This is a genomic window from Thermogemmatispora aurantia (assembly GCF_008974285.1).
GTDB classification, from domain to species: domain Bacteria; phylum Chloroflexota; class Ktedonobacteria; order Ktedonobacterales; family Ktedonobacteraceae; genus Thermogemmatispora; species Thermogemmatispora aurantia.
Window position 1 is genome coordinate 969,218 of the sequence record NZ_BKZV01000001.1, and the last position, 12,809, is coordinate 982,026.

A 12,809-nucleotide genomic window follows, 5' to 3' on the forward strand; every position below is an offset into this window, starting at 1 on the left:
TCTTTTACCTCCTTCCCCAGCGGCGCGAGCGCATGAAGCCGCGCATCAGCTCTCGGGCATCAGCCTCTTCATCACGGATTTCACGCCCGGTGAGCTTGATGAAGACATCGTCCAGCGTCGGGCGCCGCACGCTGATCGAGGCGATGCGCGCCGTCACCTTTTCAACGATACGCGGGACCAGCTCTTCACCGCCTGCAATCTCAAAGACCAGCTCCCCCTTATTCTCGCGCGGCTCCACTCCAAAATGCTCCTTGATCTGCTGCGCCGCCAGGGCATTATCGCTGGTCCTGAGACGAATGACATCGCCTCCTACCATGTCCTTGAGCCGACTCGGTGTGTCCAGAGCCACGATCTTGCCATGATCTATAATGGCAATTCGATCACAATATTCGGCTTCATCCATATAATGCGTGGTCAAAAACATCGTAATCTGCTTTTGCTGACGCAGATTTAGAATATATGACCAGAGATGCAAGCGTGTCTGAGGATCAAGGCCGATAGTTGGCTCATCGAGGAAGAGAACACGCGGATAGTGCAAAAGGCCGCGAGCGATCTCCAGACGGCGCTTCATGCCCCCCGAGAAAGTGCGTACCAGCTGGTCACGCCGGTCGTAGAGATCAACCATCTTGAGTAACTCCTCGCGACGCTGCTTGCTGACCGCCGCCGGCAAGCCATAGACAGTGGCATGAAAGCGCAGGTTTTCGTCCGCAGTCAGGCGATCGTCAAGGCTCGGGTCCTGGAAGATGAGACCGATTGATTCGCGCACTTTGTTGCGCTGTGTCACAAGGTCGTAGCCAGCAATGCGCGCCCGCCCAGCGGTGGGACGCAGCAGCGTACAGAGCATGTTGATGGTAGTCGATTTGCCGGCTCCATTGGGACCGAGGAAGCCGAAGATCTCCCCCGGATAGACTTCGAATGAGATGCCTTTGACCGCCTCTAGCTTGCCATAGTGACGGGTCAAGCCCTCAACTTCGATGATGGGCGTGCCCGTGGGCCGCACTCCCTCGCTCGCCACGGCCATCCGCAAATCCGCCGGCGACTGAATCCGTCCGTTGAGCTCTTCTCCCTGCAGCGTCTGCTCTTCAGCAGCCATGTCTGCCATGTATCTCTCCTTCTCTCTCAGCTCTCTCAGCTATCACAGCGGCCAGTTCTTCTAGCCCACGAAGAAGGGAAAACCGTCCCTCTTCGCTCATGAGGCTAAAGACCGTCTTGAGCTGCTCTTTCATCTGCTGTGCCATGTGCTGGCGCAATTCTCGCCCAGTATCGGTGAATTCAACAAAAACCTGGCGACGGTCTTGATGATCCCGCCTCCTCATCACCAGCCCCCGCCGTTCCAGGCTGTCAACCGCCCGCACCACCGTTGCAGGATCAAGGTCAAGACGGCTGGCCAGCAGACCGATGGTATACGGCTCCCCCCCTTCTTGCAGTGCCCTCTGCAGCAAGCCCAGAACCATGAACTGGGTCGTACTCACCATCGTTCCATGTTGATGGGCACGCTTGAAACTCGCTCCCATCGCCCTCTGAACCTGACTGAAGAGGGATGCAAAGCGCTCCGCTTGCTCCTCCAGGTCGCGCACCTGCCTTTCACCATCGGTCTCTCTTTCCATGACCCCTGCTTCTTTCCTTTCTCCCTGCCTTGCTGTGTTGCGTTGATTGTCGCCACCAATTACTGGTAGTAACAATCATTGATACAATCAAAGAATAGCGCGACTTCGTCCCTCTGTCAAGTCCCTCCCACCGGTACGATATATCGCGTTGTCCGCGAGACAGGGACGGCTTCTCTGCGCCCCAGGCCGCCCCTCACGAGGCCAGAGTCAGCTGTCGGTCCGGGCAAGAGGCAAGCACTCGCTTTCGCCTGCTGCTCCGCCGGAATACAGCGCGGGGGAGTGTCCAGGTCAAAAAACGGGGTTCAGAAAGGAAAGTAAAAAAGAGAGGGCCACGACGGCAGCGCCGCCGCGGGGAGATCAGGACAACAGAGGTCAGCAGGTTAAACCAGGTCACTCAAGGCAGGAACACCAGGACTGGAACGATGCCCGCCTGCTCGCGGGGCTGAGCGTCTCAGGCGCTGGCCGCGCTATCGCGCACCACCCGCTCGTTCGTTTCGCTCGCACGACTTTGAGCTGTCCCCTCACTCGGGCGCTTCTCCTTCTGCTCCTTCAACAAGAGGCTGGCAGCTTCCCGTGTATTGAGCGGCAGACGAGGGATACTCTCAGAGATCTGCGATAGCTCTTCAACCTGCAGCTCTTCTTTGATCTTGTCTTTCACTACGCGGGCCTGGCCAACTCCTCTACCCAGGTTGCGCGCTACCGATTGGAGCGCCCGCGGTCCAAAGAGCGCTAGCCCGAAGAGGAGAATAATTAGCAGGTCAACTGGATGAAAGCCCATAGGGGCCGCCTTTCCTGTTCGCTCTCCAGCTTTTTGGGTGGCGATGAGTGCTCTCTCGACTCTTCGCTATAAGAGTATGATACCACATGGTTGTTGCTCTGACGAGATCTCTCCGGTGCTGGTCTGGGAGAGCCTGCTTGCCGCAAGAGCCGGCTGCCTCTCCCAGGTTGAAGCCAGCCGGGCCATGTGATCGCCCTCTATAGCGACCCTCCTGACGCCTCCGTCGCTGCTTCCTCCGTCGTCGCCTGTTTCCTTTCCTGACTCAGGCTGCCTGGCTCACACGGATTCTTTACGACTGACCGGGACAGGAGAGCGAAAAATTCAGGAACGAAAAAGTTATCGTTAGGAGTTTATTATAATGGAGAGAGTGCCGAGGTTGACCGCCCGGCTCTCACTCATAGCATAGTTCATCCTATCTCTCAGCATATCTTCGCGCCTCTCAGCCTCGCCTCGTAAGAGGGGGCAATCGCAACCCACCACGAGGAATGAGAAGACGAGAAAGCTGAAGACCAGGGCTATGGCTGTGAGAACAGAGGCCAACGCGGTCAACGCAGGAGATCCAGGCCCGGGGCTTTCCCCCACACACCCCCACTCCGAGCCTGCCGATTGCTGTTTTTTGGTTCCTGCTACAGCAATCGGTCTCCTTCTTTTTTGGCAGAACAATCAGCCACCCTGGCCCCCTCCCACCTTCTCAACTCTCTCCTAAACTACTAGCTTATTCACCCTCGTGCCCTCCCATATGGCCAGATCGGGGGAGAAACAGGCTTATCACTACTGCCCATTCCCTGGCCTGTGCTATCATCTAAGCCGAATATAGAAATGCAGAAATAAAAGGGAGAGCAGCGACGTGACCTTTGTCACGCGGGCAAGCGAGTAAGCGAGTAAGTGAGTGAGGAGATCATGCAGCCCAGAGAGAGCTTTCCGCAGAGTGGAACCCATCTCCGTACGATCGTCGTCAGTGCCCTGGTTCTTTTTGCTCTGGCCGGTATCATGAGCGGCTTCGCCTTCGGGGCCGCTGTGCACCACCGATCCGGCGCCAGCCAGCCGACTCCCTCGCCGACGGTGCCTACTATCGCTCAACACACCATTACACCGACGCCTACCCCCTCGCCGGTGCCCATTTTGCTCGGTATTCCTCGTTTTGCCGCCGGACCAACCTTCAGCGAAGTTGCTGACGGCCAAACCAGCTACACCGTTACCGTGCAGGCCATCGATAAGCAAGGGCAGGCGATCAACCGCAGTGGAGTGACCTGCAAGCTCTGGCTGGTGCACCGCGTCCCTGACGGGGCTCTCTTACAGCTGCCAGACATCGGCAAGCGTATGGATCTGGCCAGCATCCAGCAACCCATTCCGGGCCAGGTCAAAGACAAGCCCTACGACGAGGTAGCAGGATTACAGTTTTCGGCAGGCACCCCACAAACCCAGTCCTGCGATTCTCAGGGGCGGGCCACCTGGAACTACACCATCTCCCCCAGCGTGCCGCCGGGCAAGTATGATCTCGTCCTGCTCACCGACTGGCAGGGCATCCATTACAACTGGAGCTGGGCCCACATCGTCATTACCAAAGCACAGGGAATGGGACCAGGCAACGACTGAGCACCTTCCGGCTGCTGCCTCTCGTCGCGATCTCCGGCCAGGCCAGAGCTGACAGCGTGCCAGCAGTAGTCGCCCTGTTGCGTCTCACTGACCAGCAAGCAGCTCGGCGTCAGGAACTTCTTGTTGGCCTGGTCTCCGGAGGAGAGGAGGGAGCAGTTGGAACGCGAAGCTGCCAGCGGCCTTTTTCCCTTGTACCTTCGTAGGCCGACGACAGCGCTCCACTTCCTTACTCACTACTCACTCACTCACTCGCTTGCTCCACTCGTCCCTGCAGCATCTGCGCCAGCTCGCGCAGCACCCCCCGGATCAGTAGCACAAAGCGCGAGCTGGCGGCTGCCGCCGCTGCCAGCACCTCGCCATGATCCACCGGCTGCCCCTCGGTCCCGGTGGCGCTATTCGTAATCAGGCTCAGACCAAGGACACGCTGCCCCATATGGCGGGCCACGATCACCTCGGGCACGGTAGACATTCCCACAGCATCGCCCCCAATCTGGCGCAGAAAGCGCAGCTCAGCCGGCGTCTCGTAGGATGGGCCACTGACCATCACATAGACTCCCTCGTGCAGGTGCAGGCTGGGAATCTCCCCGGCCACCCTCTGCACCAAGGCCCGCAGCTCCTGATCGTAAGCCACGGTCATGGCCGGGAAGCGTACCCCAAACCGCTCATCGTTAGGACCACGCAGTGGATGCCAGCCCGCCAACCCGGGCAGATTGATGTGATCGCGAATCAGCATGAAATCACCCGGCTGATAGGCTGGATTCAAAGCGCCTGCCGCATTGGTCACCACGAGCACCTGAGCCCCCAGACGCGCCATCACTCGCACAGGCAGCGTGACCTCCTGGGGCGTATACCCCTCATAGAGATGCTGTCGGCCCTGCATGGCTACCAGCGCCACTCCCTCCAGCTGCCCCAATATCAAGCGACCAGCATGGCCCGCTACCGTCGATGAGGGCCAATGCGGAAGCTGAGCATAAGGAATGGCAGCAGCGGCCTCTACCGTCTCGGCCAACTCGCCCAGGCCCGACCCTAGAATCAGGGCCACCTGAGGCACCAATGGAGAAAGCTGCCGGATCGCCGCCACGGCCTCCTCGACCTGGTCGTACAACATGACACTATCCTCGCTTCAATAGAGAATCATCACCCTCAGACGCTCCCCAGCGCTCCGACTGTCCCGCTCCCCTTGATAGGTGAGCATATTCCAATAACGCCTGGATACCTTGCGGCTCACTACTACGCTTGATAGCCAGAAGCATCAGCGACTGACGCAACTGGCAGGGCGTCAGCTCAGCAATACCGGCGCGCAGGGCATAGTTTCTGACCACTAACCAGAAGCCCTGGCGAGTGAGCCTGCGGCCATGATGGTTCACGAACAGGCCAGGCTCCTCGGGATGACGGCGGGCCAGATAAGGACGCGAGCGCAACAGATACTGCTCCAGCGCCATAATGGCCTGCGATGTCAGCGGGCACTCGCGCAAACGACCATCGCTGCGCGGATAAACCAGCGAGCCATAGAGGCGATTGAAACAGCTCACATCGAGAGCCACCAGCTCGGTGAGATGCATCCCCGTCGCATAGAGCACCTGCACCATCGCCAGATCGCGCATGCCCGTTGGTGTGAACGGCGGAATCTGCTCCAGCAGGCACGCAAGCTGCTCAGCAGAAAGCACTGGAAAGGTGGTCCTGAGAGCACGGGGAGCTTGCACCGTCTCCAGCAGATTCCTCTCCAACAGCCCCTGGCTTTTGAGATGACGCAAAAAGGTCTTGAGCGCGGCCAACTTGCGACTGATCGTCGTAGGCTGATAGGCACGTACCTGACGCATCTCCTCTAGATAAGCCTGCACATCCTCGCTCTCTACCTCCGACCAGTGCCGGCGTAGCCGCTTTTGCTCTAGAAACGAGGAGAACTGAGAGAGATCATTGCGATAGGCCGCCACCGTGTGGTGATTGATTCCGGCGCCCCTCTCAGCCAGAGTGGCGAGATAGGCATCGACAGCTTCTTGCAACATTGCAACATATCCCCTGCCCAGAAATGAGAAAGAAGTGCACCTACCACCATCTTCTCGTCTCGTCCGTATCTGAGGGAGGAGTGGGTGGCTTGCCTTGGTGCTGGCATTATATGCCAGAGGCTGGACAGAGGCAAGAGTGGCGACAGAAGAGTACCACTGCGCCAACCCAGAACGGAATGCTATAATAGGACTATCCGCCCGGCATGCGCAGAGACTGAGATGTGGCAGGTCGGGGCGCCAGTTGTCGCCTTCGTTCGTCACAAGCGGGCGGACGAGCGAGCGACGATGACCCCACCCCTGTTGCTATGATACAATCCTATCCACTATCAGCTAGCGGGAGAGAGAGATGAGCAAGTTTTCTGATATGTTGAGCCAGGCGCGGCGCGGCCAGAGCGGCGGCGCCATCGGCTTCTTCGGTGGCAAAAGCCGACCAGCGGTTAAGCCCCGTGCCGCCGCGCTGCTGATTGAGTTTCCCGCCGTGGACGCCGGCGAGGCGGAGGCCGCCATCAAAGCCGGTGCCAACGGCCTGCTCTTCCATTGGTCTGGCTCCCCCCTGGAAAGTGCTAGCCTTGCAACTCTGAAACAGCTCAGTGAGACTATTCAGAGCCAGGACGAGAACGCCGCCCTCGGCCTGCGCCTTCTCGGCAACGGGGCCAATATCGAGCGCAAGATGCTGGATTCTCTCAAAGAGCACGGAGTCCATTTCCTGATCGTGCCGCTCCAGGCCCCAGCCCGCTTATTGAGCACGCACCTGAAGGACTTCGATCTGGCAGTAACGCTACCCTGGCGCGGGAACGACCCCCTCTATCCTCTGGTGGTACGCAACCTGGGCGCCTTCGAGGGCCTCTCGGCCCTGCATCTGGATGGCCGAGAGCTACCATTAGAGCGCCTGAGCATCGAAGAGGCTCTTGGCTACCGCGCCATCCGCGAGGCGCTGCGCCTGCCGGCCCTTCTGAGCCTGACGTCGCTCAATAGCGAGGCTGCCGCCTATGGCCTGCTGACGCTGGGCGTTCAGGCGGTGATTGTGCCGGCCAGCGAGAGCACCGCCGCGACGACGCAGCGCATTCAGGAGCTGCGCGAGTGGTTGGAGAAGGTCCATCGGCAGGAAGAAAAGGAGCTTCCTCCGCCGACCGTGCCTCAGCCGTCGCTCTCAACCTCCTTTGAGGAGGAAGAAGAACCCTAGAATAGTCGGTTCGGCCTTCGCGCCAGGTTGAGCGCGGGGCGGGCCTACGGTCGGGCCATGCGTGCGTGATCACGTGGCTCAGTTCATCACCAGATGATGAAATGCCTCGGCACAGGTAAAGCCGTGCTCGCTGCCGAGCGGACGACCACGCTGGAGCACCAGTTCGCGGATGGCCTGGGCATCGCGCCCGCGCATCTGGCTGGCATGGCAAAGGAGCGCCTCGACTTTCCTGTCGATCACAGCGCTAATGTCTACCCAGTGGTTCGGCTGGTCACTGGCAAAGAAGTAGATCTGGCGTACGCGATGCGGCCCACCCGTCTCGGCAAATTGCTCAGGATAATACATGAGATTACGTGAGGCGGCCAGGGCGTCCAGGGTGCAGAGACCTACTGCGCGGTGGTCAGGGTGCACCTGATAGCGCTGCCAGGGATCAAAGGTAAAGACTACGTCCGGCTTGAGCAGACGCACCATGCGGGCGATCTCACGCCGCATCTGCAGCGACGGCTCAACATCGCCATCGACATAGTCGAGGAAGAGCACCTGGCGTACGCCAAGGACTTCCGCTGCCCGCCGCTGTTCGGCCTCACGGATCACCGCCAGGCGCTCCGGCGTCATGGCCGGGTCATCGCTGCCGCGCTGCCCGCGGGTGGCCAGAAGATAGCTGACTTCACAGCCCTGAGCGGTCAAGCGGGCAATGGTTCCACCGCAGAGAAACTCGGCGTCATCGGGATGAGCCATCACGACCAGGATACGCTGACCACCAGGGGGAAGAAGGATGTTGCTGTTCTCTACCATTGTTTCCTCACTCATCTCCCAGGCGTGGAATAGCAAAGTGCTTGCCGGTCTGCCAGTGCAGCTGGCGCCGGGGAATGCTCCGCAGCAATTGCCTGGTGAGCTGCCAGACTCCCTCTGGATCACTATTGTTGCGCCAGTAGTAATAGCAAGCAACTTCGTCAGGTTCAGCATGCAGCGCCAGCTGGAAGAGCTGCGGTAGCTCCTGCTGGCCTTCTTCGTCCAGATCGAAGTTCTGCAACCAGAGCAGGCTACGCTTCTGATGCTGGCGCGCCCGATCAACAATCTCCCGCTCGCTACGATCATAACTGCCAGTCACAACCTCAGTAGCTTGAGGCTGCTGGCGGGGTCGACGCTGCAAGTGGAGGCCCAACATGTCCAGGTCCGGTAAGAGGGCAAGGTCCTCGATCAGGCTGGCATCGTAGGAGGGGAGTACAATAACGGTCCGAACATGCTTGTCCAGACCTTTAATATAGGCGCAGAGATCGCTCAAGAAGGTCACCCAGGAGCGGCGACGAAAGCCCGCCAGGTCGGTCACATCGGGACAAAGCGCCCGACACACCGAGCAGAAGCAGGTAATTTCTCCGTAGTCTGGTTCATCGAGCAGAATCCCATTAATGGGATAGGTGTTTAAATAAAAAGCGATCTCTTGAAAGAGCCAGCGACGAAACGGCTCATGGTTGAAGCAGGTCAGATCGTGATAACGACCGTGGCGGTCCAATACACGTGACTCAGGGTGATGGAAGGTATACCAGCTTGGGGCCGGCGAAGGGGTGGCGAAAAGATTACCATGCTGGCCCGGACTCAGGTAGACTTTGAGACCCACGTCTTGCGCGAGGAGCAGGCCACGCTCCAGATCACGAGGCCAGTAGTGGCGCTCTTCATCTAGAATGCTGTAAACGATGCTGCTGGCGCCCGCGGCGCGGATCTGCTCAAAGTCCCGTTTGACGAGGTCGGGATGAAAGAGCGAGTGGAAATAGGCAACGGTAATGTCCATGACGCTCACCAGGCAAGCGGTCCAGGATAGGTGGTGCGGAGACCGATTCTTCACTCGTACTGAGCAAGCAGCTGGGCTATATTGGGAAATAGCTCGCTGGTAGTATACCACAGGTGGGACAGAATAGTTCTCCCACGAGCGAAAAAGGACTAACTTCCTTCTCTGGGGCCGCATTCTTGACAGCCTGGTCACGAAGCGGCACAATCCAGACGAATGGAATGGCTATGGCTATGCAATGGCAATGGTTACAACCGGGTAGCAGCTGCACGGTACGCGCCTACGCCAAGATCAATCTGACACTTGACGTCCTTGGCCGTCGCGGCGATGGCTATCATGCGCTGGCGACGGTGATGCAGACGATCGATCTCTACGACACACTCTCATTGACGCTGCGCGAGGATGGGCTAGTGCACCTGGTTTGCACGCAGCCCGAGCTGAGTACGGAGACGAATCTGGCGCTACGCGCGGCGATGCTGCTCAGAGCACATACTGGCGAGCGACGTGGCGTGCTGATTGAACTACAGAAGCGCATCCCGAGCGCTGCCGGCCTGGGTGGAGGAAGTAGCGACGCCGCGGCGGCTCTGTTGGCTCTGACACGCCTGTGGCAGCTGCGACTGACTGCAACGGAATTAATGGAGCTGGCGGCCTCGCTCGGCTCGGATGTGCCTTTCTTCCTCTATGGCGGATTGGCACTCTGCGAGGGCCGGGGCGAGCTGGTAACCCCTTTGCCTCCCTGCTGGCCCGCCGAGCTGCGCTGGCTGGTGCTGCTGAAGCCAGCGATCAGTGTGGCAACCGCCGGGGTCTTTGGGGCGTTGACGGCGCACGACTATAGCGATGGTTCGCACACGCAGGCGGTCTGCGCGGCTTTGCAGGCGCAGCGGATGCCTGCCCTGTCTCATCTCCACAATGGTCTTGAGCGCGGGGTCCTGGAGCGCTATGCCGAGGTGGCCGTCGGACGGGCCGCGCTTCTGGAGGCCGGGGCACCTTTCGTCCGTCTCTCAGGCAGCGGTCCGACGCTCTTTACGGCTCTGGCCGATCTTGAGGAGGCTCACCGCCTCTGGCTCCGCCTCCAGGAGCAGGGCTACGAGGTCTACCTGACCCAGGTGGTCTATCCCTCAGCAGAATCCCTGACTCTTGCGTCTGTCGCCGCTCACTAAACTGCTTCGGGCCGCAGCGAGCTAGCTCGTACACTAGATTCGCTGCCAAAGTGCCTTTTGCTATAACAGCGTCAAATTCCTGCGCCCTGCCATGCAGCATGGAGAGAGCAGGTATACGTCCAAAGCTTGTTATATGTTTTTTGCCTGCTACTCTGCCGGCCTGGTCGGAGCCGGGCCGGCAGGTGCGACTGTGCTGGCTGAGGCGCGCTTTGTTGAGGATGAGGGAGCAGTAGACGATGCCACTGGCAGTCTTGCGCCAGCATGTGGTGAGCTTGCTCTGCTACATGCTGCGCCTTCCTTTCGTCTGTTTCAATTTTGTCGAGCGCTGGCTCCGGCGACGCGCCTGGCGCGAACCGCGCCGGATTGTGCTGATTAAGCCCTGTTGCCTGGGCGACCTGCTAATGACAACGCCGCTGCTCGCGGTCGTGCGGGCGGCTTATCCCCAGGCCCAGATTACGTATGTGGCCAGCAGCTGGTCGAAAGTGGTGCCGGAGCATCATCCCGCCGTGGATGCAGTCCTGGATTGTGGTACGGTCGGTATCCCTGGGCGCTACCGCTTGTCAGAGTATTTGCGCTTTGCTCGCTTTTTACGCAGGCAGCGTTTCGATCTGGCCTTTGTTCTGGATCGATCTCCTATGCTGACCCTGCTCCCCTGGCTGGCGGGTATTCCCCGCCGCGTGGGGCCGGACAGCCTGGGACGCGGCTTCGCGCTGACTGACCGTGTGCCTGCCCCTGCTACTCTGTCCGACCTGCGTCATCAGGCTGAGCTGTACCTGGACCTGGCACGTGCCCTGGACTTGCCGCTGAAATGGGCCGACATGCGCTTTGTGCCTACCAGTGAGGAGCGCCAGCGCGCCCGGACCTTGCTCTCTCGTGACGCCGGTCGGGATGGCGAGCCACGCCTGCAGGTCGCGCTCTTGCCCGGCGGCGGCTCTAACCCAGGGATGACTTTGACGGCCAAGCGCTGGCCAGTAGCACGCTATCGCGAGCTGGTGCAGCGCCTGCTAAGCGAGCTAGAGGCTCGCGTGTTGCTGGTTGGAGGTCCAGAGGACCGCGCCGTCAACGAGGAGGTGCTGGCCGGTCTGGCCGTCCCACCAGGCCGCGTGCTCAATCTGGCAGGCGAGACTAGCTTTGGCGAGCTGGCGGCCATTTTTGAGCAGTGTGCTCTCTTCATCGGCAACGATAGTAGTCCGATGCATCTGGCCACCGCTGTGGGCATTCCAGTGATCGCCCTTTTCGGTCCGACCAGTCCACAGGAGTATGGTCCCTATCCCCTGGACGAGCCGCACCACGTGGCTCTCTGGCAGCATCCGCGCGGGGAGCCTTGCTTTTTCCTGGGTCGCATGCGCGCCTGCCAGGAATGCACCTGTATGCAGGCGCTCAGTGTCGATCTGGTCTGGCAGGCCGTGCGGCAACTGCTGCCCAGCCCTGAGCGGGGGGGAATTCGATGATGCGAGAACGGCTACGTGGGGCACTTCTGCTGCTGATCTACCTCTGTGGCCTGCCGGGGGCATGGCTGGCACAGCGACGCGCCCGACGTCCCCCCTCATCTGCCCAGGCCCCTCGCCTGCTGCTCCTACGCCCGGACCACCTGGGGGACCTGGTCCTGACTACCCCGGCGCTGACGGCGCTTAAGGAGCGCTGCCCGACAGCCCAGGTGACACTCTTTGTGGGACCCTGGTCACAGGCGATTGTGATGGGCCATCCAGCAGCGGAACGGGTCTTGACCTGCGCCTTCCCTGGCTTCCGGCGGGCGGCCCAGGGAGCCTTGGGACCCTATTGGCTGCTGCTACGCCTGGCCTGGCAACTGCGGCGCGAACGCTACGATTTGGCGATCAACCTGCGCCCCGATTTCTGGTGGGGGGCAGCCTTGCTCTACCTGGCAGGCATCCCGCAGCGCGTCGGCTATGCGCTCGCCCCGGGTAGGCGTTTCCTGACGCATGCCTTGCCTTTCTCCGAAGGAGAGCATAGCACCTGCTCCAGCCTGCGTCTGGTCAGCGCTGCACTCCAATTGCTGGGTCAGGCCCCTCTCGCGGAGCCATTTACGCCCGAACGCTACCCGCTCCTTTTCAGGCCAACGGCCCAGGAAGAAGAACGGGCCACCGCCCTGCTCGCTGAGGCCAGTCTGACAGGTGAGGTGCCTTTCGCGGTCATCCATCCTGGCAGTGGGGCCGCCGTCAAGCTCTGGCGTCCAGAGGGCTGGGCTACCTGCGCCGTGTCCTTGCTGCGCCGCTATGGCCTGCGTCTCGTTTTAACAGGTACCCAGCAAGAGCAAGCCCTGCTTGAGGAGATTGCGACTCTGGTCCATCAGCAGCTCAGGGCCCACGAGGCGCCGCCCGTCTTGCTCTCCGCCTTGAGTGTTGGAGAGCTGGCCGCCGTTCTACGCCGCGCGCGGCTGGTGCTCGGTGTCGATAGCGGTCCGCTGCATGTGGCTGTCTCCCAGGGGACTCCAACCGTGGCGCTCTACGGGCCTGCCGATCCACACATCTTCGGTCCCTGGGGCAACCCCAGACGCCACGTGGTCATTCTGGCAAGCGAACGCTGTCCTGCCTGTCCAAAACTCCCCTGCGGGCGTCTCGATATTCCTCCGCAGGCCGTGCCTTTGCATCCCTGCGTACGCCTGATTCCAGAGGAGCGTGTCCTTGCAGCGGTGGAGCAACTCTTGCCAGCACGCATGTTGTAGAATAAGGATG

The 12,809-nt window shown here is 60.4% G+C and carries 12 protein-coding genes; 5 read left to right on the top strand and 7 right to left on the bottom strand.

Annotated features, from left to right (window positions below):
• Positions 1-4: 4 nt before the first annotated feature.
• The 3 genes from KTAU_RS03770 to KTAU_RS03780 all read right to left on the bottom strand — a co-directional run bounded on the left by KTAU_RS03770 (position 5) and on the right by KTAU_RS03780 (position 2,385).
• Positions 5-1,021, bottom strand: coding sequence for an ATP-binding cassette domain-containing protein (locus KTAU_RS03770; protein ID WP_151727662.1), 1,017 nt, complete (start codon positions 1,019-1,021; stop codon positions 5-7).
• Positions 1,022-1,082: 61 nt separating this feature from the next.
• Positions 1,083-1,607 (bottom strand): MarR family winged helix-turn-helix transcriptional regulator, encoded by a 525-nt coding sequence (locus tag KTAU_RS03775; protein WP_151727090.1) that lies wholly within the window; start codon positions 1,605-1,607, stop codon positions 1,083-1,085.
• Positions 1,608-2,058: 451 nt separating this feature from the next.
• Positions 2,059-2,385: a Sec-independent protein translocase subunit TatA/TatB gene (locus KTAU_RS03780; RefSeq protein WP_151727091.1), complete on the bottom strand. Its 327-nt coding sequence runs from the start codon at positions 2,383-2,385 to the stop codon at positions 2,059-2,061.
• A gap of 900 nt (positions 2,386-3,285) precedes the next feature.
• On the opposite strand from KTAU_RS03780, the gene KTAU_RS03785 reads away from it, so the two are divergent.
• A complete protein-coding gene (locus KTAU_RS03785; protein WP_151727092.1) occupies positions 3,286-3,981 on the top strand; it encodes a hypothetical protein in 696 nt (231 codons plus the stop codon).
• A gap of 241 nt (positions 3,982-4,222) precedes the next feature.
• Here KTAU_RS03785 and KTAU_RS03790 read toward each other — a convergent pair whose 3' ends face one another.
• A complete protein-coding gene (locus KTAU_RS03790) occupies positions 4,223-5,089 on the bottom strand; it encodes a purine-nucleoside phosphorylase (protein ID WP_151727093.1) in 867 nt (288 codons plus the stop codon).
• A gap of 4 nt (positions 5,090-5,093) precedes the next feature.
• Positions 5,094-5,987, bottom strand: coding sequence for a tyrosine-type recombinase/integrase (locus KTAU_RS03795; RefSeq protein WP_151727094.1), 894 nt, complete (start codon positions 5,985-5,987; stop codon positions 5,094-5,096).
• A 346-nt stretch (positions 5,988-6,333) separates the two neighbouring features.
• Between KTAU_RS03795 and KTAU_RS03800 the strand changes: the two genes are divergently transcribed.
• Complete coding sequence (locus tag KTAU_RS03800) at positions 6,334-7,170, top strand: aldolase/citrate lyase/malate synthase family protein (RefSeq protein WP_151727095.1); 837 nt, start codon at positions 6,334-6,336, stop codon at positions 7,168-7,170.
• Positions 7,171-7,248: 78 nt separating this feature from the next.
• Here KTAU_RS03800 and KTAU_RS03805 read toward each other — a convergent pair whose 3' ends face one another.
• Both KTAU_RS03805 and KTAU_RS21435 read right to left on the bottom strand, forming a co-directional pair.
• The gene (locus KTAU_RS03805) at positions 7,249-7,965 is read right to left on the bottom strand and encodes a PIG-L deacetylase family protein (RefSeq protein ID WP_170293032.1); all 717 of its coding nucleotides are present in this window, start codon (positions 7,963-7,965) and stop codon (positions 7,249-7,251) included.
• Between the two features lie 7 nt (positions 7,966-7,972).
• Positions 7,973-8,959, bottom strand: a complete 987-nt coding sequence (locus KTAU_RS21435; protein ID WP_170293033.1) for a hypothetical protein — start codon at positions 8,957-8,959, stop codon at positions 7,973-7,975.
• Positions 8,960-9,183: 224 nt separating this feature from the next.
• Between KTAU_RS21435 and ispE the strand changes: the two genes are divergently transcribed.
• From ispE to KTAU_RS03820, 3 genes are all read left to right on the top strand, one after another.
• The gene (gene ispE / locus KTAU_RS03810; RefSeq protein WP_170293034.1) at positions 9,184-10,116 is read left to right on the top strand and encodes a 4-(cytidine 5'-diphospho)-2-C-methyl-D-erythritol kinase; all 933 of its coding nucleotides are present in this window, start codon (positions 9,184-9,186) and stop codon (positions 10,114-10,116) included.
• Positions 10,117-10,352: 236 nt separating this feature from the next.
• Positions 10,353-11,567 carry a lipopolysaccharide heptosyltransferase II gene (gene waaF, locus KTAU_RS03815; protein WP_151727098.1) on the top strand — a complete coding sequence of 405 codons (1,215 nt, stop codon included), beginning with the start codon at positions 10,353-10,355 and terminating at the stop codon, positions 11,565-11,567.
• The gene (locus tag KTAU_RS03820) at positions 11,564-12,799 is read left to right on the top strand and encodes a glycosyltransferase family 9 protein (RefSeq protein ID WP_151727099.1); all 1,236 of its coding nucleotides are present in this window, start codon (positions 11,564-11,566) and stop codon (positions 12,797-12,799) included. Before waaF ends, KTAU_RS03820 begins: the two co-directional genes overlap by 4 nt.
• Positions 12,800-12,809 lie beyond the last annotated feature (10 nt).